The 18,525-nt window shown below is 71.3% G+C and carries 16 protein-coding genes; 5 read left to right on the top strand and 11 right to left on the bottom strand.

Annotation, left to right across the window (positions count from 1 at the left end; translation table 11 throughout):
• Nucleotides 1-42: 42 nt before the first annotated feature.
• Nucleotides 43-828, top strand: coding sequence for an alpha/beta hydrolase (locus BDK92_RS28075; protein ID WP_121159395.1), 786 nt, complete (start codon nucleotides 43-45; stop codon nucleotides 826-828).
• 70 nt (nucleotides 829-898) lie between these two features.
• On the opposite strand, the gene BDK92_RS28070 is transcribed toward BDK92_RS28075, so the two are convergent.
• The gene (locus BDK92_RS28070; RefSeq protein ID WP_211349389.1) at nucleotides 899-1,969 is read right to left on the bottom strand and encodes an App1 family protein phosphatidate phosphatase; all 1,071 of its coding nucleotides are present in this window, start codon (nucleotides 1,967-1,969) and stop codon (nucleotides 899-901) included.
• A 151-nt stretch (nucleotides 1,970-2,120) separates the two neighbouring features.
• Between BDK92_RS28070 and BDK92_RS28065 the strand changes: the two genes are divergently transcribed.
• The gene (locus BDK92_RS28065) at nucleotides 2,121-3,845 is read left to right on the top strand and encodes a hypothetical protein (RefSeq protein ID WP_121159393.1); all 1,725 of its coding nucleotides are present in this window, start codon (nucleotides 2,121-2,123) and stop codon (nucleotides 3,843-3,845) included.
• Nucleotides 3,846-3,872: 27 nt separating this feature from the next.
• Here the strand turns inward: BDK92_RS28065 and BDK92_RS28060 are convergent, their stop codons facing one another.
• The 10 genes from BDK92_RS28060 to BDK92_RS28015 all read right to left on the bottom strand — a co-directional run bounded on the left by BDK92_RS28060 (nucleotide 3,873) and on the right by BDK92_RS28015 (nucleotide 14,612).
• Nucleotides 3,873-4,505 carry a pyridoxamine 5'-phosphate oxidase family protein gene (locus tag BDK92_RS28060; protein WP_121159392.1) on the bottom strand — a complete coding sequence of 211 codons (633 nt, stop codon included), beginning with the start codon at nucleotides 4,503-4,505 and terminating at the stop codon, nucleotides 3,873-3,875.
• Nucleotides 4,506-4,628: 123 nt separating this feature from the next.
• A complete protein-coding gene (locus tag BDK92_RS28055; RefSeq protein ID WP_246017285.1) occupies nucleotides 4,629-6,200 on the bottom strand; it encodes an aldehyde dehydrogenase (NADP(+)) in 1,572 nt (523 codons plus the stop codon).
• Nucleotides 6,201-6,312: 112 nt separating this feature from the next.
• The gene (locus BDK92_RS28050; protein ID WP_147457137.1) at nucleotides 6,313-6,924 is read right to left on the bottom strand and encodes a TlpA family protein disulfide reductase; all 612 of its coding nucleotides are present in this window, start codon (nucleotides 6,922-6,924) and stop codon (nucleotides 6,313-6,315) included.
• Nucleotides 6,921-7,379, bottom strand: coding sequence for a hypothetical protein (locus BDK92_RS28045; protein ID WP_147457136.1), 459 nt, complete (start codon nucleotides 7,377-7,379; stop codon nucleotides 6,921-6,923). The genes BDK92_RS28050 and BDK92_RS28045 overlap by 4 nt, the downstream gene beginning before the upstream one ends.
• A gap of 161 nt (nucleotides 7,380-7,540) precedes the next feature.
• A complete protein-coding gene (locus BDK92_RS28040) occupies nucleotides 7,541-9,586 on the bottom strand; it encodes a M6 family metalloprotease domain-containing protein (RefSeq protein ID WP_121159388.1) in 2,046 nt (681 codons plus the stop codon).
• 233 nt (nucleotides 9,587-9,819) lie between these two features.
• Nucleotides 9,820-10,824, bottom strand: a complete 1,005-nt coding sequence (locus tag BDK92_RS28035; protein WP_121159387.1) for a proline racemase family protein — start codon at nucleotides 10,822-10,824, stop codon at nucleotides 9,820-9,822.
• The gene (locus BDK92_RS28030) at nucleotides 10,817-11,728 is read right to left on the bottom strand and encodes a dihydrodipicolinate synthase family protein (protein WP_121159386.1); all 912 of its coding nucleotides are present in this window, start codon (nucleotides 11,726-11,728) and stop codon (nucleotides 10,817-10,819) included. The genes BDK92_RS28035 and BDK92_RS28030 overlap by 8 nt, the downstream gene beginning before the upstream one ends.
• The gene (locus BDK92_RS28025) at nucleotides 11,725-13,143 is read right to left on the bottom strand and encodes an FAD/NAD(P)-dependent oxidoreductase (protein WP_121159385.1); all 1,419 of its coding nucleotides are present in this window, start codon (nucleotides 13,141-13,143) and stop codon (nucleotides 11,725-11,727) included. The genes BDK92_RS28030 and BDK92_RS28025 overlap by 4 nt, the downstream gene beginning before the upstream one ends.
• Nucleotides 13,136-13,441, bottom strand: coding sequence for a (2Fe-2S)-binding protein (locus BDK92_RS28020; protein WP_121159384.1), 306 nt, complete (start codon nucleotides 13,439-13,441; stop codon nucleotides 13,136-13,138). The genes BDK92_RS28025 and BDK92_RS28020 overlap by 8 nt, the downstream gene beginning before the upstream one ends.
• The gene (locus BDK92_RS28015) at nucleotides 13,428-14,612 is read right to left on the bottom strand and encodes an NAD(P)/FAD-dependent oxidoreductase (protein ID WP_121159383.1); all 1,185 of its coding nucleotides are present in this window, start codon (nucleotides 14,610-14,612) and stop codon (nucleotides 13,428-13,430) included. The genes BDK92_RS28020 and BDK92_RS28015 overlap by 14 nt, the downstream gene beginning before the upstream one ends.
• A gap of 278 nt (nucleotides 14,613-14,890) precedes the next feature.
• Between BDK92_RS28015 and BDK92_RS28010 the strand changes: the two genes are divergently transcribed.
• From BDK92_RS28010 to BDK92_RS28000, 3 genes are all read left to right on the top strand, one after another.
• Nucleotides 14,891-16,123 carry a PucR family transcriptional regulator gene (locus tag BDK92_RS28010; RefSeq protein WP_121159382.1) on the top strand — a complete coding sequence of 411 codons (1,233 nt, stop codon included), beginning with the start codon at nucleotides 14,891-14,893 and terminating at the stop codon, nucleotides 16,121-16,123.
• Between the two features lie 74 nt (nucleotides 16,124-16,197).
• Nucleotides 16,198-17,544: an aminopeptidase P family protein gene (locus BDK92_RS28005; protein WP_121162651.1), complete on the top strand. Its 1,347-nt coding sequence runs from the start codon at nucleotides 16,198-16,200 to the stop codon at nucleotides 17,542-17,544.
• Nucleotides 17,545-17,702: 158 nt separating this feature from the next.
• On the top strand, nucleotides 17,703-18,416 hold the full coding sequence (locus tag BDK92_RS28000; RefSeq protein ID WP_121159381.1) for an SDR family oxidoreductase: 714 nt from the start codon (nucleotides 17,703-17,705) through the stop codon (nucleotides 18,414-18,416).
• The last annotated feature ends 109 nt before the right edge of the window (nucleotides 18,417-18,525 follow it).

Here is an 18,525-nt window from a genome sequence, read left to right as displayed (position 1 = left end):
CCGAGGAACTCCCGCACCCGGCCCACCACCTGTGGAGATGTGATGGAGATCGAAAAGCTGCAAGTCGACGGCGTTTTCGTGGAACACGCCGCACCGGTCGGCGAGCCAATCGCACCGCCGATCGTCATGGTGCACGGCGGAAGCCACGGCAGTTGGGTCTGGGACAAATTCCTGCCTTATTTCGCAGCCACCGGCCGGCACTGCTATTCGTTCAGCTGGTTCAACCACAACGGTTCACGCGCCCTGCCCGAGGAAGAATTCGTGCGGCGTTCCATCCAGGACGTGACCGAGGAACTGAAGATTGTCGTCTCACACGTCGGGCAGACCCCCGTACTGATGGCGCACAGCATGGGCGCGATGGCCGTACAGAAGTACGCCGAGGATCACCCGGTCGTGGCCCAGGTGCTGATCGCGCCGATCGCCTGCAAGGAGGTCGGCAACGAGGTGATGCAACTGCCGATCGACCTGACGAGGCCATATCCGCCGATGCCCTACGAGATGGCGCGCGAGTGGTTCTTCGAGGGACTGCCGGAGGACGAGGCGCGCCACTACTACGCCTTGATGCCCGACGAGTCGCCGACCGCGCTCTGGGAGGTCGCGTCGGGCGGGGCGCTGAGCCTCGAACGCACCCGGATCGGGGGTCCGTCGTTGATGGTCGGTGCCGAACACGACATCGTCGTCCCGGCCGAGGTCGTACGGCGCAGCGCGGCGTACTTCGGCTCCGACTACCTGTTCCTCCATGACCGCTCGCACAGCATGCTGCTCGAGCCCGGCTGGCGGGAGACCGCTGACCGCGTCCGGTCCTGGCTCGACCGGGCCGTCTGGTAGTAGCTCGACAACCGGAACATGCGGCCGGCTCGATCGTGATAGCGCGGACGGTTCGCCCCGTCCGCCCCCGTCACGGCGGGCCCGCCGCGCCCTCGGTCAGTTCGGTGTCGCGCAGCAGGCGCCAGAGGCCGGCGCCGTCCGGTGCGTAGAGCCAGGGCTGACCCGCCAGGCCGGAGGCGCGCGGGTCGCCGTTGTGGTGTCCGGGCAGACCACCGGCGAGCACCGACTGGGTCGGCGAGAGCCGGCGGATCGCCACCGCGGCGACGTTCTCCGGGTGGGCGGCGGCGAACTCGGCGTAGATCTCCTGGTCGTGCTGGCCGTCGTCACCGACCAGCAGCCAGCGGACCTTCGGGAACTCGCGGGCCAACTGGGCGAGCGTGGCCCGCTTGTGCTCCCGACCGCTGCGGAACCAACGGTCGACGGTCGGCCCCCACTGGGTGAGCAACAGCGGGCCGGCCGGGTAGAGGTGCCGGGAGAGAAACCGGGTCAGGGTCGGGGCCACGTTCCAGGCGCCGGTGGAGAGGTAGAAGACCGGAGCGCCGGGGTGGGCGGTGACCAGCCGCTCGTAGAGCACCGCCATGCCGGGCACGGCCATCCGGGCGTGCTCGTCGAGGACGAAGGTGTTCCAGGCGGCGAGCATGGGCCGGGGCAGGGCGGTGACCATGACCGTGTCGTCGATGTCGGAGAGGATGCCGAACCGGGCCTCCGGGTCGACCACGCGCACCGGCGCCTCGACCGGTTCCGCGCCGGGGCTGGTCATCCTGGCCGTGCCCCAGCCCGGGGGCAGGTCAGCCTCGATGACGGCGTCGATGAATCCGCTCCGGTCGGTACGCGCCTCGTGCCGGCCGCCGCCCGCTTCGATCAGCACCGGGGCGTCCTTCACCGGCAGGGTGACGAAGCTGCGCCAGCCGCGTACCTTCTCCGCCCGCCGGGGCTCACGCGGATCGACCCGGGTGAGCAGCATTCGTCCCATCACCCGGACCCAACCTGGACCACCGTAGCCGGCGTACGCGACGATGGTGGGCGGCCAACCCCGCTGCCGGAGTCGGCGTGCGAGGAGCTCGTGAACGGCGTCCTCGACCCGGGCCGCACGGTGCGGGCGGCGGGCTACTGCCGACGTTCGGGCGGGTACGAGCGACACGCCTGACACCCTGCCACAGACCGCCCCCGGCGGCCACGGGAGTGCCGGCTCCTGATGATCAAAAATCTTCGTCGAGTGCCCTCTTTGCCAAGATGAACCACTTTCGCCTGTTTAGTCGTGCGACACTGCCTGCGGGACGACGACGGGGGCGTTGGTCGTGTCATTGGCAGCGGAACAGACCGGTAGGCGGCGCCGACGGCTCGATCCACCGGGCCTGGTGGCGCTCGTGCTCGGACTCGTCGGGATCGGTTACCGACTGGTCCTGCTCCTGCTCACCGTCCCCGGCTCCAACAGTGACGAGGCGACCTTCGGGCTCGCGGCGGCACATATCGCCACCGGCCGGCGATGGCCGATCTTCCTCTACGGCCAGCACTACATGGGCGTCGTGGAGTCGTACCTCGCCGCACCACTCTTCGCCGCCTTCGAGCCGAACTGGGTACTGCTCCGGCTCCCCCTGCTCCTGCTCTACGCGGCCTTCGTCTACCTGATGTACCGGCTCACCCGCCGGCTCTACTCCCCGTGGCTCGCCACCCTGGTCGTCGGGTTCCTCGCGCTCGGCTCGGAACGGGTCGTACGGGACCAGATGACCGCGGTCGGCGGACGCCCCGAGGTCAAACCCGCGGTCGCCCTGTTGCTACTCATCGCGCTCGCCCTCGGCGAGCACCGGATCAGCCGCCGCCGCTGGCTCTGCTTCGGGGCGTTCGGTCTCCTCACCGGGCTCTGTGTCTGGGACGACTGGCTGATCCTGCCGTACCTGGCGGTGGCCGCGATCGTGCTGCTGGTCGGTTGCGCCCGGGAGCTGTTCGGTTGGGCGGGGCTGCTGCTGATCGGTGGCTTCGTCCTCGGCGTACTGCCGCTGATCGTGGACAACCTGACCGCGCCACCGGGGCAGGACTCACTCTCCGTACTGTCCCAGGTCAGTGCGGGCGAGGGCGGGCAGACCTCGGCCGTCGACCAACTGCACGGCAGTGTGCTGGTCGGCATCCCGCTCGCCACCGGAATCTGCCTGTCGACGTACTGCACCGGCTGGCAGATGGCCTGGGGCGCGCTCTACCCCGTACTCCTGCTGATCGCGGCGGCGCTGGCGGTGGCGGGCCTGCGCCGCCCCTCCCCCACCCGCCCCGGGCCAGCTCCGACCGACGCCGGGCCCGGCCGGCACGCCGCCGACTCGTCGCCGATCGCCCGCCGGATGCGGTACGTGGCCCAGCTCGCCCTGCTCGTCGGCGCCGCGCTGACCCTGGCCGGGTACGCCCGCAGTTCACTCGCCGCCAGCGCGCCCCTGGCCAGCGCCCGCTACCTGTCGATCCTCCAGCTCTCCCTGCCCGCCGTCCTCTGGCCCCTCTGGCTAGCCGCCCGCCGGGTAAGGAAGGGCCCCTTGTTATCGGATTCTGTTGTACAAGGGGCCCTTCCTAACCGCAGGGGGGTGGTGGCGCGGGCCGGTGGGGTGGTGGCGGGTGGGGTGGTGGCGACTCTGCTGGGGACGATGGTCTACACCACGGTCGACCTGATCACCGAGGTACCGACCATCCGGGCCGAGGAGCGGCAGTCCCAGCAACTCGCCACCGTGCTGCGCCGGGCGGGGATCCGACACGTCTACGCCGACTACTGGACCTGCAACCGGCTGATCTTCAACAGCCGGGAACGGGTGCTCTGTGCCGTACTCGGCGACAGCCTCCGCCCCGGCCAGGACCGCTACCCCGCCTATCCCCGCCAGGTGAACACCGCCGACCGGCCCGCGTTTGTCTTCACCCTGCACGAACCGGCCAACCTGGCCTTCCGGAACCTGCTGCGGGACCGGGGCGTCACCGCCCGCACGATCGAGTTCGGCGAGTACCGGATCTACCAACCCTCGGTGACCCTACGACCGCTGCCGTGACGCGCGGGCGGGCGGCGCGACCGCCGATCAGCCGTAGAGCCGGTCGGCGTACGTCGGGCCGTAGTAGCGTTCCAACTCCTCGATCGCTTCGTCGGGCTGTTCGACCGCCTTGGCGATCCGGGCCCGGGACGGCACCGCCTCCGGCTGCCACTTCTCCGGCTGCCACAGGTCGGACCGGAGGAACGCCTTCGAGCAGTGGTAGAAGACCTCGTCGATCTCCACCAACAGGGCCAGGGTCGGCACCCGTCCCTTGACCGCGAGCCGGGGGAAGAACGGGGCGTCACGGACCAGCCGGGCCCGGCCGTTGATCCGCAACGTGTCGCCCCGACCGGGAATCAGGTAGACCAGACCGACGTGCGGGTTGTCGAGCATGTTGTGGAAACCGTCGGCGCGCCGGTTGCCCGGCCGGTCCGGGATCACGATCGTCCGGTCGTCCAGGACCAGGGTGAAGCCGGCCGGGTCGCCCTTGGGCGAGACATCGCAACTGCCGTCCGCACCGGCCGTCGCCATCAGGCAGAACGGCGACGCGGCGAGCCACTGCCGGTCGTAGTCGTGCAGGGACCGGCGGGCCTTCTCCGCCACCCGTCGCAGCGGCTCGCCGAGCAGCTCGCGCAGCTCGTCGTGTGAGGTCACCTCGACCAGTCCGTTGTCGTCCGTCATCGGTCCTCCCCCGTCCGGCCGGCCCGTCGTCCCGGCCATCCGTCACCGTCGTCACGCCCGGCCCCGTCGCCGTCGTCACGCCCGGCCCGTCGGACCCACCCTAGTCAGGGGTGTCCTACCGGGTCACCCCGTTACCGGCCCGTCGACGTACATCAGGCCGTCGACGCCGAGTACGCCGTCGAGGCGGCGGACGATGCCGAGCGGGTTGCCGTCGCGCAGCGCCGGTGGCAGGAGCTCCTGCGGAACACCCTGGTAGGCGACCGGCCGGAGGAACCGCCGGGCGGCGGTCTGCCCGACCGAGGTGTGCAGCGAGCCGGTCGTCGCCGGCCACGGGCCGCCGTGCTGCATGGCCCAGGTGACGGCCACCCCGGTCGGCCAGCCGTTCCAGATCACCCGTCCGGCCCGCGCCACGCAGAGTTCGATCAACTGGGCGGCGAACGCCTCGTCGGTGGGGACGTCGGCGTGCACGCTCGCGGTCAACGTGCCGGGCAGGATCGACAGGGCCGCGACCAGCTCCGCCGCGTCGGCGTACTCCACCACCAGCGCCGCCGGGCCGAAGCATTCCGCCAGCAACTCCCCGGGCCGGGCCAGCAGATCGGGTACGGAGACCGCGAACAGCCGCGCCGGCACGCGGTACCCGGCCCGCTCCCGCTCCGGCTGCTCCACGGGCGTGAGGTTCCGTACGCCGGCCACCCCGGCCAGGGCGGCGGAGATCTCCGTGTAGCCGTCCCGGATCCGGGCGTTGAGCAGCGGTCCGACCGGCACGGCCCGGACCGCGTCGACCAGCGCCGGGGTCAGGTCGTGCCCCACCGGCAGGAAGAGCAGCCCGGGTTTGGTGCAGAACTGGCCGGCTCCCAGGGTGAAGGAGGCGACGAAGCCGGCGGCGATCTCGGCCCCACGGGCGGCGATCGCGGCCGGGGTCACCACGGTCGGGTTCAGCGAGCCGAGTTCGCCGTAGAACGGGATCGGGTCGGGTCGGGTGTTCGCGAGGTCGAGCAGAGCTTTGCCGCCGGCCTCCGACCCGGTGAAGCCGACCGCCTTGATCGCCGGGTGGGTGACCAGTGCCCGGCCCGCTTCCGTGCCGTACAGCACCGCGAACGACCCGTCCGGGGCACCGGCACCGGCCAGCGCCGCGCCCACGATCTCGGCCGTCCGTGCGGAGAGCCCCGGGTGCCCCGGGTGGGCCTTGACCACGACCGGGCAGCCGGCGGCGAGCGCGCTCGCGGTGTCGCCCCCGGCGACGGAGAACGCGAACGGGAAGTTGCTGGCGGCGAAGACCGCCACCGGTCCGAGCGGCACCAGCATCCGCCGCAGGTCCGGTCGAGGTGCCGGCAGCGCCGCCGGGTCGGCCGGGTCGACCACCGCCTCCAGCAGCCCGCCCTCCTCGACCGCGTCGGCGAAGAACTCCAACTGGACCCGGGTCCGGGTCAGTTCACCGCCGAGCCGCACCGGGCCGAGGCCGGTCTCCCGGTCGGCGAGCGCCACCAGTTCGTCGCGGGCCTCCTCCAACGCGGCACCGACGGCGCGCAGCAGTCCGGCCCGCTCGGTCAGGGGCAGGGCCGCGAGCCGGCCGGCCGCCTCGGCCGCAGCCCACCCGATCCGGTGTACCCGCTCGGCCGTCGTGTGCGCCACCGCCGCCCCGACCGGCTCCCCGGTCTGCGGGTCCATGCCCTGGTCACAACCAGTCAACTCCACCGCGATCCTCTCCCCTACGACAACGGTCCCGTCGGCTGACGCGTCCGCACCCGCGACAACGCTCCCGTCGGCCGGCGCGTCGGGGCCGACGGGGACACCCTTACCGGCGGGGTCAGCCGGCGATCACCAGTTCGCGGAGGCGGGCGTCGAGCGCCGCCGCGTCGATCCCACCCGGCCAGCCACGGAGCAGGGCACCGCCCTTCGCCACGATGGCGACAGCGGGTGGTTCCCGGACCGCGTACGACTGCCAGATCGTCTGGTCGCGGTCGAAGACCACCGGGAACTCGACCCGGTGGTCCCGCAGGTACGCGTCCAGGTCGGCGGGTTCGTCCTCGCTCGCCACGCCGACGAAGACCACCCGGTCCCGGTAGCTACGGGCGAGATCACTGAGCGCGTCCTGTCGATCGGCGCAGATGGTGCACCAGGAGCTGAGGAAGAGCAGCACCACCGGGCGGTCGGCCCAGAGGTTGGCGGCGGTGAGCGGGGTGCCGTCGGTCAGGGTGCCGGTGAAGGCGGGCGCGCCGGGTGAGTCCGTCGGGGCGGGCCGCAGCGGCAGCGCACTCGGCACCGGACCGGGCAGGGTGTCGGCGCCACCGGCCGAGACCGGGGCGGGGGGCTTCTCGGCGGACTCGGGCGCGCCCGCGGAGCAGGCGCCGAGCGCGACCGCCACCGTGACCAGCACCGCCGCGAGCCGAGACGCGTGGGCGGGACCGGGGCGCCTCACGACGGCACCACGGCGACCAGCGCCGGACCCTCGTCGTTGTTGGCGGTGAGGTCGATCGGGGCGCGGTCGTCGACCACCAGTCGGTAACGGTCCCGTGCGGGCACCGAGACCGGGATGGCGAACTCGCAGTAGGTGGGGATACGCGCCACTTCGAGATCCTCCTGGAAGGTACGCACGGAGGTGCCGGGAGGCAGTTTGCCGTCGGTCAGCGTCTTGCCGTCGCCGTCGAGGATCCGGTACGCGGCCCGGTTGTGGATGAACAGGTACGGACCGGTGCCGGCGCAGTCGACGCCCTCTTCCCGGATGTTGATGTCGCGTACCAGCACCCGGACCGTCATCGCCGACGTCGCCTCGGGCTCGTCCGCGCACCCGGTCAGGCCGACACCGGCGAGCAGGGCGCCGAGCAGCGGTGCCAGGACCGCCCGGCGGGCGTACCCGTTGGTCGGTCTCCGCATCGTCAACTCCTCGTGGTCCATGTCTTCGCCGTCGCCCGGAGGCCGGCGGTGGTGCCCGGTCGGTGACGACCGGGCCGGACAGGTCGTCGGGTCGGGATCGGCGAACCCCGACCCGACGGCCTGTCCGGTGATCAGTTCCGGTGATCAGTCTCGACGATCGGTCAGGACTTCTCGACCCGGCACTGCTTGGTGACGGTCTTGCTCGGGTCACTCACCGACGTGGCGGTCAGCTTGACGAACCCGGTCGCGGCGGCGTCGCTGGTGGCGGCGACCGAGACCTTGACCGTGGTGGACTTGCCGAACTGCGCGGTGGCGAGTGCGTTCGGCAGGTCGGACCGCCAGCCCTTACCGGCGACCTCGGTGGAGAGCCGGTAGACATCGGACTTGAGGTACGCGCTCACGTCCTCCGGGTGCTGCTGGCCGCCGGCGGAGTAGGTGCCGGTGTTGCTCAGGTCGAACGAGCAGGTGACGCCCTTCTTGGTCGGCGCACCGGCGCCGGTCACCTCGCCCTTGCCGAGCGCGACACCGCGGGCGCTGGGCCCGCCGGTCCCGTCCAGCGACTGGATCGCGACCGTGTACGACAGGATGCCGTCCGCGTTCCGCTTGATGTCGAGCACGAAGAAACGCAGCCGGTTGGCCTCGTCGACGTACTCGTACTCGCTGCCGGAGTTGGTGCCGGCGTGGAACAGCGCGTCCGAGAGCTGCCGGTAGTCACCCATGGTGATCTTCTGCGGGGTGCCGTTCGGCTGGTAGAAGTCGATCATGTCGATGTCCTGCGGGTTGGCATCGACGACCCACTGGAACGGCGCGCTGTCCGCGTTCTTGGTCTTGCTGATCAGCACGCCGCTGTCCGGGGTGAACGAGTCCGCACCCATCCGGTCCACGACCTCGACGGTGTAGTTGTTGAAGCTGCCACCGTCGCAGAGCGGGTCGGTGCTGGTGTTGCAGGCCGGCGCGAGATCCTTGTTCAGCGCGATGTTGACACCGGTCAGACCCTTCGGGCCGGCGTCGACGGCACGCGCCTTGATCTCGGCGACCACCAGGCCCGAGGAGGAGAGCGCCTCACGGGAGAGCCGCAGCGCGTGCTCCTCACCGAGCAGACCGATCTTCAGCTTGTCCCGCACCGTGTGCAGCGAGCCCATCGAGCCACCGTTCACCGGCGGGATCTGCCAACGGGTGTGCGGACCACCGGGGCCGTTGAACGACCCGCGCGACATCATGCTCCAGATACCGGTGTACGCCCGGCGCAGCGGAGTGCCGTACGGGTTGTTGTAGTTGTCACCGATGCTGAGCAGGTGCGTCAGCTCGTGCGCGTACACGCCCATGCCGGAGCTCTCCGCCTGGGTGGAGGAGCCGCCACCGGCGTTCGGCCAGATCGTCGCCGCCGACTTCCAGGAGGTCCACTCGACGTACCGGGTGCGCGCGTAGTTCGGCATCGCCGGGTCCGGCGGGCCCCACGCGTCCGGCACGTCCTCCTTGGTCTGGAACATCATCTGGCCGAACTCCTGCCAGGTCGACGACTCGTCCTGACCGGCGCCGAGGATGAAGACCAGTTCGAAGGAGTCCGCGACCTCGTCACCGACGGCCGCGCGCCAGGCGCCCAACCCGTCGGTACGGATGTTCCGGTTGCAGGTCTCGCCACCGGGACACATGCCCGGGTTCATGTCGTTGGTGATGCCGTACTGGTACGACTTCGCCGGCATCTGGTACGGGCCGAAGCCGGACAGGTCCACGCCGTACCGGCCGTTCGAGTCCTGCATCCAGTACTCGTGCAGGGTGTGGCCCTTGTTCAGGTCGTTCGGCTTGTTCAGGAAGTCCTGGTAGAACTGCGGGACCTGGTCGCGCGGGATGTTCTGCGCGGACGCCTGCGGGTTGCCGAAGACCGTCGAACGGGCCCGCTGGGTTACCACGAACGGCTGGTCGACGTAGTCGAGCGTGACCAGCGCGATCTTGAAGTTCCGTTCCGAGCCGCGCACGTTCGGGTCGGCCCAGTTCTTGTTCGGGACGGCCTTGTAGTCGTCCCAGGTCATCGTGTCCGGGTTCTGCCAGTGCTGCGGGTCCAGCACCTGGAACGGACCGTTTCCACCCTGGGGGTTCGCGGGGGCGGCTGACGCCGGGCCGGTCGCCACGGAGACGACCAGCGCGGACGCGACCGCGGCGACCATTATGGAGCGCCGTGCCGTTCTTTTCTTGAACTGAAGGTGCATCTAGTGGCCCTTCGTCGCGGGGATTCGACGCGGGAGGCGCCGAGGTGGCCGGGCGCCCCCGAAGGGTCCGCGCCGCGCAACGAATGTAGAAGCCTCGCTACTTGCCGGTCACCGTGCAGATGTCGGCAGGTCAACCGACGGCTTCCGACACCTGACTGATCACTGGACGGTCCGGAAGGTTAGGAAGGGCCCCTTGTACAACGGAAAGCGATAACAGGGGGCCCTTCCTTACCTCACAGCAGGAAGCCTTCGGGGAAGGGGTCGTCGGGGTCGAGCAGGTACTGGGCAGTGCCGGTGATCCAGGCGCGGCCGGTCACCGTGGGGAGGACGGCGGGCAGGTCGCCGACGGTGGTCGTACCGATCAGGCGACCGGTGAACCGGGTGCCGACCGGGGACTCGTTGACGAAGTCGGAATCGAGGGCGAGCAGGCCACGGGCGTGCAGCTGGGCCATCCGGGCCGACGTACCGGTGCCGCACGGCGAACGGTCCACCCACCCGGGGTGGATCACCACGGCGTTGCGCGCGTCCGCGCCGTCGCGGCCGGGCTGGACGATCTGGGCGTGCCGACAGTCGTCGATGCCCGGGTTGGTGGGGTGCACCGGCGGCGCCTGCTCCTCGATCGCCGCCATGATCTTCAAGCCCCGGCGGATCAGCTCCGGCACCGTCGCCGGTTCCACCGGCAGGCCGAGCGACTCGGCCTGCACGATGGCGTAGAAGTTTCCGCCGAAGGCCATGTCGTAGCGGACCGTACCGATCCCGTCGCCGACCTGGACCTCCTGGTCGGCGGCGAGCAGGAAGGACGGCACGTTCCGGATGGTGACCCCGGTGGCGCGGCCGTCGCTGACCGCCACGTCGACGGTGACCAGCCCGGCCGGCGTGTCCAGCCGTACGGTGGTCACCGGCTCCACCACCGGCACCATGCCGGTCTCGACGAGCACCGTGGCCACCCCGATGGTGCCGTGCCCGCACATCGGCAGCAGGCCGGAGACCTCGATGAACAGCACCCCGAAGTCGGCGTCCGGTCGGGTCGGCGGTTGCAGGATCGCGCCCGACATCGCCGAGTGACCGCGCGGCTCGAACATCAGCAACCGGCGCAGCCCGTCCCGGTCCTGCTCGAAGAGGCGCTTGCGCTCGAACATGGTCTCCCCGGGCAGCACCCCGACGCCACCGGTGATGACCCGGGTCGGCATTCCCTCGGTGTGCGAGTCGACCGCGTGCAACACCATCCGGCTACGCATCCGGGCCCCCGGCGACAACGACCGCGGCGAGCGCACGGGCCATGTCCTTGCGTACCTGGGCCTCGGTCTCCGGGGCGAGCGGGCCGCGCGGCGGGCGGCACGGGCCGCCGTACCGGCCGGCGAGTTCCATCCCGAGCTTGATCGCCTGTACGAAGACCGGCCGACTGTCCCAGCCGAAGATCGGGTGCAGCGCGGCGTAGAGCGGCAGCGCGGCGGCGAGGTCCTGCGCCCGGGCGAGTTCGTAGAGCTGGACGGAGAGCCTCGGCAGGGCGTTCGGGAAGCCGGCGATCCACCCCTTCGCGCCGCAGACCACCAGTTCCAGCAGGACGTCGTCGGCGCCGGCCAGCACGTCGAGGTGGGGGCTGAGGTCGAGGATCCGGTGCAGCCGCCGTACGTCGCCGCTGAACTCCTTGACCGCCACCACTCCGTCGGTCTCGGCGATGGTGGCGAGCAGCTCGGGAGTCAGGTCGACCTTGGTGTCGAACGGGTTGTTGTACGCGACCACCGGCAGTCCCGCCGAGGCGACCTCACGGAAGTGCGCGACCACCTCGCTGTCCCGGGCCGCGTACGTGTTCGGCGGCAACGCCAGTACGGCCTGCGCGCCGACCCGCGCGGCGTGCTCGGCCCAGCGGCGGGACTGGCGGCTGCCGTACCCGCCGACCCCCGGGACCACGGCGAACCCGGCCGGGGCCGCTTCGACGGTCGCCCGCACCACGTCGGCGCGTTCGTCGTCGCTGAGGTTCTGGTACTCCCCCAGCGAACCGCACGGTGTGACACCATGGCAGCCCTCGTCGGCGAGCCAGCGCACGTGTTCCTGCAGCCGGTCGAAGTCGATGGAGAGGTCCTCGCGGAACGGCGTGGGGATGGCGACCACGACGCCCTGCCACGGTTTGAGAGCTGTCACTGGGGTGTTCCTTCCTCGGCGACGGTGCGTAGTGGCACCGGCATGACTAGTTGGCGGTTGGCGAAGGTGGCCAGCGGTTGCGCCCGCCCACTCACCTGCCCCAGCAGGCAGGCCGCGGCCCGCCCACACATCCGGCCCTGGCAGCGGCCCATGCCGATCCGGGTGACCAGCTTCAGGGCGCGCAGGTCGTCGATTCCGTACGCGACGATGTCGGACCGGGTCCGCCCGACCGTCACCTCCTCGCACCGGCAGAGCACCGTCTCCGGCCGCAGCCAGTGGGTCCAGCCGTCCGGCACCGGGTAGACCCGGTGCATCGCGGTGGCGAACCGGCGCTGGCTGGCGATCCGGCGGCGCAGTCCGACCGCGGCACGGTGGAACGCGGCGGTGTCGAGGCGGCCGGTCCGGTGCAGCGCGGCGAGTCCGGCCAGGGTCCCCTCGTGGCGGGCGAGGTCGGCGCCACCCACCCCGGTCGCCTCGCCGGCCACGAAGACCCCGGGCACGGTGCTCGCCTGGGATTCGTCGACGTCGACCACGAGGCTGCCGTCGGCCGGATCGGTCCGTACGGCACAGCCGACCGCCACGGCCAACTCCACCGAGGGGGTGAAGCCGTGGCCGACGCAGAGCGCGTCCACCGTCACGGTCCGGGTCACCGGTCCGGGCCGCCACCCGGCGTCCACCCGGCGCAGCGTCGCGCGGAGCCCGTCGCCGTCCGGCTCGACCTGGGTGACCGCCTCGCCGGACCAGATCGGGATCCGGCGGCGGCGCAGGTTGCCCAGGTAGCGAAACGCTTCGCCGAGCTTGCCGGGTGCGCTGGCGATCGCGCCGAGCTGCCCTGCCCAGCGGTGCAGCCGGGACGCCTCCACCACCCCGGCCACCTCGGCACCGGCGGCGGCGAGCCCGTCGGCGACGGTGAGCAGGAACGGGCCGGTCCCGGCGACCAGGACCCGACGCCCGACCAGCACCCCCTGCCCTTTGGCGAGGGCCTGGGCGGCACCCGCGGTGACCACGCCGGGCAGGTCCCAGCCGGGGAAGGGGACCACCCGGTCGTGGCCGCCGGGCGCCAGCACCAGCGCGGCGGGACGCAGCGTCACCGGTCCGGCCGGGCCCTCCAGTCGCAGCGTCAGGACGGGGCGCCCGGGGCCGCTGCCCGGTTCGGCCGTGACCTGCCAGACCTGATGGCCGAGGAGGAAGACGATCCGGGGATGGTCACGGGTGCGGTGCAGTAGTCGAACGGCGGCGGCGCCGTGCCGCGCGGGCGGCAGCCCGGCGACCGCCGGCTGGCGCAGGTACTGCCCGCCGGGGAGAGCGCCCAGGTCGACCACGGTCACCTCGGCACCGTGGTCGGCGGCGGCGAGCGCGGCGGCGAGCCCGGCCGGTCCGGCACCGACCACGACGACGGTCGGGTGGTCAGGCATGGTCGGCCTCCGCCGCCGGGCGGTCGGCGCCGGTTTCGATGACGTCGCCCGGAGCGACCGGCCGCAGGCAGGACCGCACGCCCGACTCACCGTTGCAGACCACGAGGCAGTCGAAACACATGCCGATCCCGCAGAAGACGCCCCGCGGGCGTCCCTCGAACCGGGTCCGCCGGACGGCTCGCTGACCGGCGGCGAGCAGCACCGCCGCGATGGTCTGCCCGGGTCGGGCGGCGACCCGGGCACCGTCCACGGTGACCTGGAAACCGCTGCGTCGCGGCGACTGGTCAAGCGGCTGCATCGACGTGTTCCTCCTCGTCGGTCATGAACCGGACCGGACTGAACGGGCGCAGGTCCAGCTCCGGATGCTCGCCGAGGACAAGCTGGGCGACCAGCTCACCGGTGATCGGGGCCAGCCCGATCCCGGCGCCCTCGTGCCCGTGCGCGTGGACCAGGCCGGGTGCCCGGGGGTCCGCGCCGATCACCGGCAGGTGGTCCGGCGAGAACGGCCGGAAGCCGTGGTAGAACCGCATCGCCCGGATCCCGGCGAGCGCCGGGAAGAGCGAGATCGCGCCGTACGCCAGTCGCCGTACCGCCTCGGGATTGGGGGTGGGGTCGAAGCCGACGAGTTCACGGGTGGCGCCGATCAGGATGGTGCCGCTCGGTGTCCCCTCCACCACGGCGGAGGACTGGAGGTCGGCATCACCGCTGGCCACGTTCTCGAGATAGTCGGCGACGTAGACCTTGTGCCGTACCAGCGGCGGGACCGGTTCGGTGACCAGGACAAAGCCGCGTCTGGGGGTGACCGGCACGGCGACTTCGGCCAACCCGGCGACGTCGCCGGCCCAGGCACCGGCCGCGTTCACCACATGTCCGGCGCCGATCACCCCGTTCGCCGTACCGACACCGGTGACCCGCCCGGCGGCGTCCCGTCGGACCGAGGTGACCTCGGTACGCAGCCGTACGCTCGCTCCCGCGCCCCGGGCCGCGGCGAGCAGGACGACGGCCGCCCGTGCCGGCATGAGCTGCATGTCCTGCGGGTAGTACACGCCGCCGGCGAGCCCGTCGGTGAGCTCTGGTTCGACATCGCGCAACCCGGCCGGGTCGAGCGGTTCGACGGTGACACCGGCGGCGCCCTGTCCAGCCGCGAACTCGTGCAGCGCGGCGAGACCGCTGCCGGTGCGGGCCACCATCAGCCCGCCCTTCGGTTCCAGTTCGAAATCGCCGTACCGGTCGGGGAGTTCGGCACCGAGTTGTTGCCAGAGTCGGAGGCTGCGCAACGCCAGGTCCAGTTCGGGGCCGGGCGATTTGTCCGAGACCAGCAGGTTGCCCTCACCCGAGCCGGTGGCGCCACCGAGCAGTCCACCGCGTTCGAGTACGGCCACCGACAGCCCCCGGCGGGCACAGGCGTATGCGCAGGCGGCGCCGATGATTCCGGCTCCGATCACCACCACGTCGTACCTGTCCGGCATGTCGCCTCCTCCCCCGTTCTTCGGGCAACCGTAGGTACGGCGGTTACGGCGAGTCTTCGGACAGTTGCCGGAACAGCGCCCCGCCCGGCAGTCACTTCTGTCGGTGGTTCGCCCCGACTTCTGCCGGTAGGTGGGCACGGCTTCGGTCTGGAGTTGGTAACGAGCCCTTGCGCTCGGACCAATATCAACGCGAAGGTAGGGCCTGGCGGTCCAACGGCTCCGGTCGGATTCCCGGAGCACCTGCCTTCTGTGGCATTCACGGACGACCAGGGGATGACATGCAGGCTGAGCTGCAACGCATCGTCGATGCCGTCGCCGCCCGCGTCGGCCGGCCGGCGCTGATCGAGGACCGGCGTCAGCGGGTGGTGGTGTACAGCGAGCACACCGGTGTGCTGGACGACGTACGACGTGCCTCGATCCTGCGGCGGCAGACCACCCCGGAGGTGATCGCCTGGTTCCGCAACGTCGGCATCATGAAGGCCCGGGAGCCGGTACGCACCCCGGCCTGCGCCGACCTCGATCTGCTGCCCCGGGTCTGCGTGCCGATCCGCCACGACGATCTGCTGCTCGGGTTCGTCTGGTTCATCGACGCCGACGAGGGGATGACCGACGCCGACATCGAGACCGCCACCAGCGTGATGTCCGACCTGTCGCTGGCGCTCTACCGGGAGAACCTGCTCGGCGAGCTGGCCTCGCAACGGGAGACCGAGGCCGCCCGTACCCTGCTGGTGGAGAGCCTGGAGGCGCGCCGGCACGCGGTCCGTACGTTGCTCGAGGAAGGCGTGATCGTCGGCGACGGCACCGCCACCGCGTTGGTCGCCCAACTCGTCGTCCAACGTGGTCAGGTGCCCGACGAGGTGGCCCGGATCGCCCTGGAACAGGCGTTGGTCACCACCCGCCGCTGGCTCGGCATCCGCGAGGCGCTGCACCTGGTGCGACACGACCACGGCGTGCTGCTGCTCTGCGGTGGCCGGGTCGCCGGGCGGCCCGCACCGGAGGCGGTCGCCCGGCATCTGGACGAGGCGTTGCAGCACGCGACCCGGGGGCTCGGCTCGGTCACCCGTACGGTGATCGGCATCGGTGGTTCGCGACCGGGGCTGGTCGACGCCGTCGGCTCGTACGAGGAGGCGGCGCAGTCGGCGCGGGTCGGCGTACAGCTACCCGCACTGGGCCGGGTGGTCTCCTGGGCGACCCTGGGCATCTACCGGGTGCTGTCCCGTTTGGACAACCAGCATCTCGACGTGGCCGGGGTGCATCCGGGGCTGGAACGCCTGCTCCGCGACGACGCCAACCATGTGCTGCTGGAGACGCTGGAGGCGTACCTGGACCTGGCCGGCAACGCGCACGCCACCGCCGAGCAACTCCGGTTGCACCGGACCACCCTCTACTACCGGCTGCAGCGGGTCGAGCAGCTCGCCGAGACCGATCTGAAGGACGGCAACGAACGGCTCTGCCTGCACCTGGCGCTGAAGCTGGGCCGGCTCACCGGCAACTACCGTTCGCAACACTGAGGAGGGGACCCGTGTCCGAGACGCTCGACACCGGCAGTCACGACCTGGCCATTCCGCCCGCCCTGGCCGAGTTCATGGCCGACGGCTGGAGTGAGCCGGAGGCGCCGGTCGAGGTCCACCCGGAGGTGGCGGTCTGGGCGGCGAAGCGCCGGACCCGGCTGCACGGCATGTTTCCCGGTGAGCACCTGGTGGTGCCGGCCGGCACGGCACCGGTGCGCAGCAACGACCAGTTCTACCGGTTCCGTCCCGGTGCCGACTACACGTGGTTGACCGGGGACGGGTCGCGCGGCGGGACGCTGGTGCTGGATCCGGACGGCGAGGCGACCCTCTTCACCGACGAGCCGCCCCGGCTGGGGAGCAGCGCGTACTGGGCGGACCGGACCGCCGGGGTGGTCTGGAACGGTCCGCGCGCCGATCTGGTGAGCCTGGGCCGGGCGCTGGACCTGCGCTGCCGCCCGCTGGCGGAGCTGCCTGACGTACTGCGCGGTGCCCGGCGGCCCCGGCTGCTGCGCGGCGTCGACCCGCACCTCGACGCGCTGGTCCCGGTGACCGATCCGGCCGCCGACGCCGATCTCGCGGTGGCGCTGGCGGACCTGCGCCTGATCAAGGACGAGTGGGAGGTCGCCCAGCTCCAGCATGCGGTGGACGTCACCGTCCGTGGTTTCGAGGACGTCGTACGGGCGCTGCCGGAGGCGGGCGGCCCCGGTGGTGAGCGGTGGTTGGAGGGAACCTTCTGGCGGCGCGCCCGGACCGAGGGCGAGGAGGTCGGTTACCACTCGATCGTGGCAGCGGGTTGGCACGCGGCGGTCCTGCACTGGAAGGAGAACACCGGCCAGGTCCGTCCCGGGCAGTTGCTGCTGCTCGACGCGGGGGTGGAGGTCGGCACCCGCTACACCGCCGACATCACCCGGGTGCTGCCGGTAAACGGCCGGTTCACTCCGGTCCAGCGCGATGTCTACGAGCTCGTACGCGCGGCGAACGACGCGGCCATCGCGGCGCTGCGCCCGGGTGCGTCGTTCCGTGACTACCACTGGGCGGCGATGGCGGTCTTCGCCACCGGCCTGGTGGAGATGGGGCTTTTGCGCTGTTCGCTGGAGGAGGCGCTCGACCCGCAGCGGCAGCTCTACCGGCGGTGGACGCTCTGCGGTTCGGGTCACATGCTCGGGCTGGACGTGCACGACTGTGCCCGCGCCACCCCGGCCCGGTACGCCGACGGCGAGTTGCGGGCCGGCATGACCCTGACCGTCGAGCCGGGGCTGTACTTCCAGCCGAACGACGAGCTGGTCCCGGCTGAGCTGCGTGGTCTGGGCATGCGGATCGAGGAGGATCTGCTGATCACGGCGACCGGCAGCCGGAACCTCTCCGCCGCGCTGCCGCGTACCGCCGCGGACGTGGAGGGCTGGATGGCCGGTCTGAGCTAGCCGCCCACCCCACCTGAGATTTAGATTACACTCAACATCCAAAAAGCCGTCCTTCTCGGTCAAATAGATTACGCTTCTCAGCTAAAGAAGCTGGGTGGGCCCACCCGCACGTCCGAGTACGGCGGTGGGGCGGTCCACCACCCGACCGGAAGGCAGACATGAAGATCAAGGACTCCGTGGTGTTCGTGACCGGGGGCAACCGCGGTCTCGGCAAGGCGCTCGTCAACGAGGCGCTCGCGCGAGGTGCGGCCAAGGTCTACGCCACCGCCCGCGACCCGAAGACGGTCACCACCAACCCGAAGGTGGTCCCGCTGCACCTCGAACTGACCGACCCGGCCTCGATCGAGGCCGCCGCCGCACAGGCCCCGGACGTCAACCTGCTGATCAACAACGCCGGCGTCACCCTCGCGGCCGACCTCCTGGACGGAGACCTGGCCGAGATCCGCCGCGAGATCGAGATCAACTTCTTCGGACCGCTCCAGGTCACCCAGGCACTCAGCCCTCGGCTCGTCGCCAACGGCGGCCACCTGGTCAACATCCAGTCGGCGCTCTCCTGGTACGCGGCGTTCGGGGCGTACGCGGCGTCGAAGGCGGCAGGATGGTCGGCGACCAACTCGTTGCGGCAGCAGCTGCACCCGAAGGGCGTCGGTGTCACCGGCGTCTACGCGGGCTGGATCGACACCGACATGGCAGCCGAGCGGGCGGCGGAGACCGACCTGAAGACCGACCCCGCCGACGTCGCACGAATGGTGATCGACGCGGTCGAGGCCGGCCAGCACGAGGTGCTCGCCGACGACTTCACCCACACGGTGAAGAACGCACTCGCGGCGGACATCCCCACGCTCTACCCGCACCTGGCCGCGAAGGCCTGAGCGGGACAGACCGGCAGGGAGGGCAGTCCTTGGTCGCCCTCCCCGCCGGCCGGGTGGCGCTGCTCGCAGAGCCGATCACGCTCCGTCCCGGTGTCTGCCGCCACTGGTA

It is taken from the genome of Micromonospora pisi (genome assembly GCF_003633685.1).
In the GTDB taxonomy this organism is placed as follows: domain Bacteria; phylum Actinomycetota; class Actinomycetes; order Mycobacteriales; family Micromonosporaceae; genus Micromonospora_G; species Micromonospora_G pisi.
Note: the sequence above shows the minus strand (reverse complement) of the source record. Positions and strands in the feature narration are given on the sequence as shown.

Coding starts and splice junctions, on each gene's coding strand:
- BDK92_RS28075 (WP_121159395.1), top strand. CDS start 43: ATGGAGATCGAAAAGCTGCAAGTCGACGGCGTTTTCGTGGAACACGCC.
- BDK92_RS28060 (WP_121159392.1), bottom strand. CDS start 4,505: ATGACGGACGACAACGGACTGGTCGAGGTGACCTCACACGACGAGCTG.
- BDK92_RS28045 (WP_147457136.1), bottom strand. CDS start 7,379: ATGCGGAGACCGACCAACGGGTACGCCCGCCGGGCGGTCCTGGCACCG.
- BDK92_RS28040 (WP_121159388.1), bottom strand. CDS start 9,586: ATGCACCTTCAGTTCAAGAAAAGAACGGCACGGCGCTCCATAATGGTC.
- BDK92_RS28035 (WP_121159387.1), bottom strand. CDS start 10,824: ATGCGTAGCCGGATGGTGTTGCACGCGGTCGACTCGCACACCGAGGGA.
- BDK92_RS28025 (WP_121159385.1), bottom strand. CDS start 13,143: ATGCCTGACCACCCGACCGTCGTCGTGGTCGGTGCCGGACCGGCCGGG.
- BDK92_RS28020 (WP_121159384.1), bottom strand. CDS start 13,441: ATGCAGCCGCTTGACCAGTCGCCGCGACGCAGCGGTTTCCAGGTCACC.
- BDK92_RS28015 (WP_121159383.1), bottom strand. CDS start 14,612: ATGCCGGACAGGTACGACGTGGTGGTGATCGGAGCCGGAATCATCGGC.
- BDK92_RS28010 (WP_121159382.1), top strand. CDS start 14,891: ATGCAGGCTGAGCTGCAACGCATCGTCGATGCCGTCGCCGCCCGCGTC.
- BDK92_RS28005 (WP_121162651.1), top strand. CDS start 16,198: ATGGCCGACGGCTGGAGTGAGCCGGAGGCGCCGGTCGAGGTCCACCCG.
- BDK92_RS28000 (WP_121159381.1), top strand. CDS start 17,703: ATGAAGATCAAGGACTCCGTGGTGTTCGTGACCGGGGGCAACCGCGGT.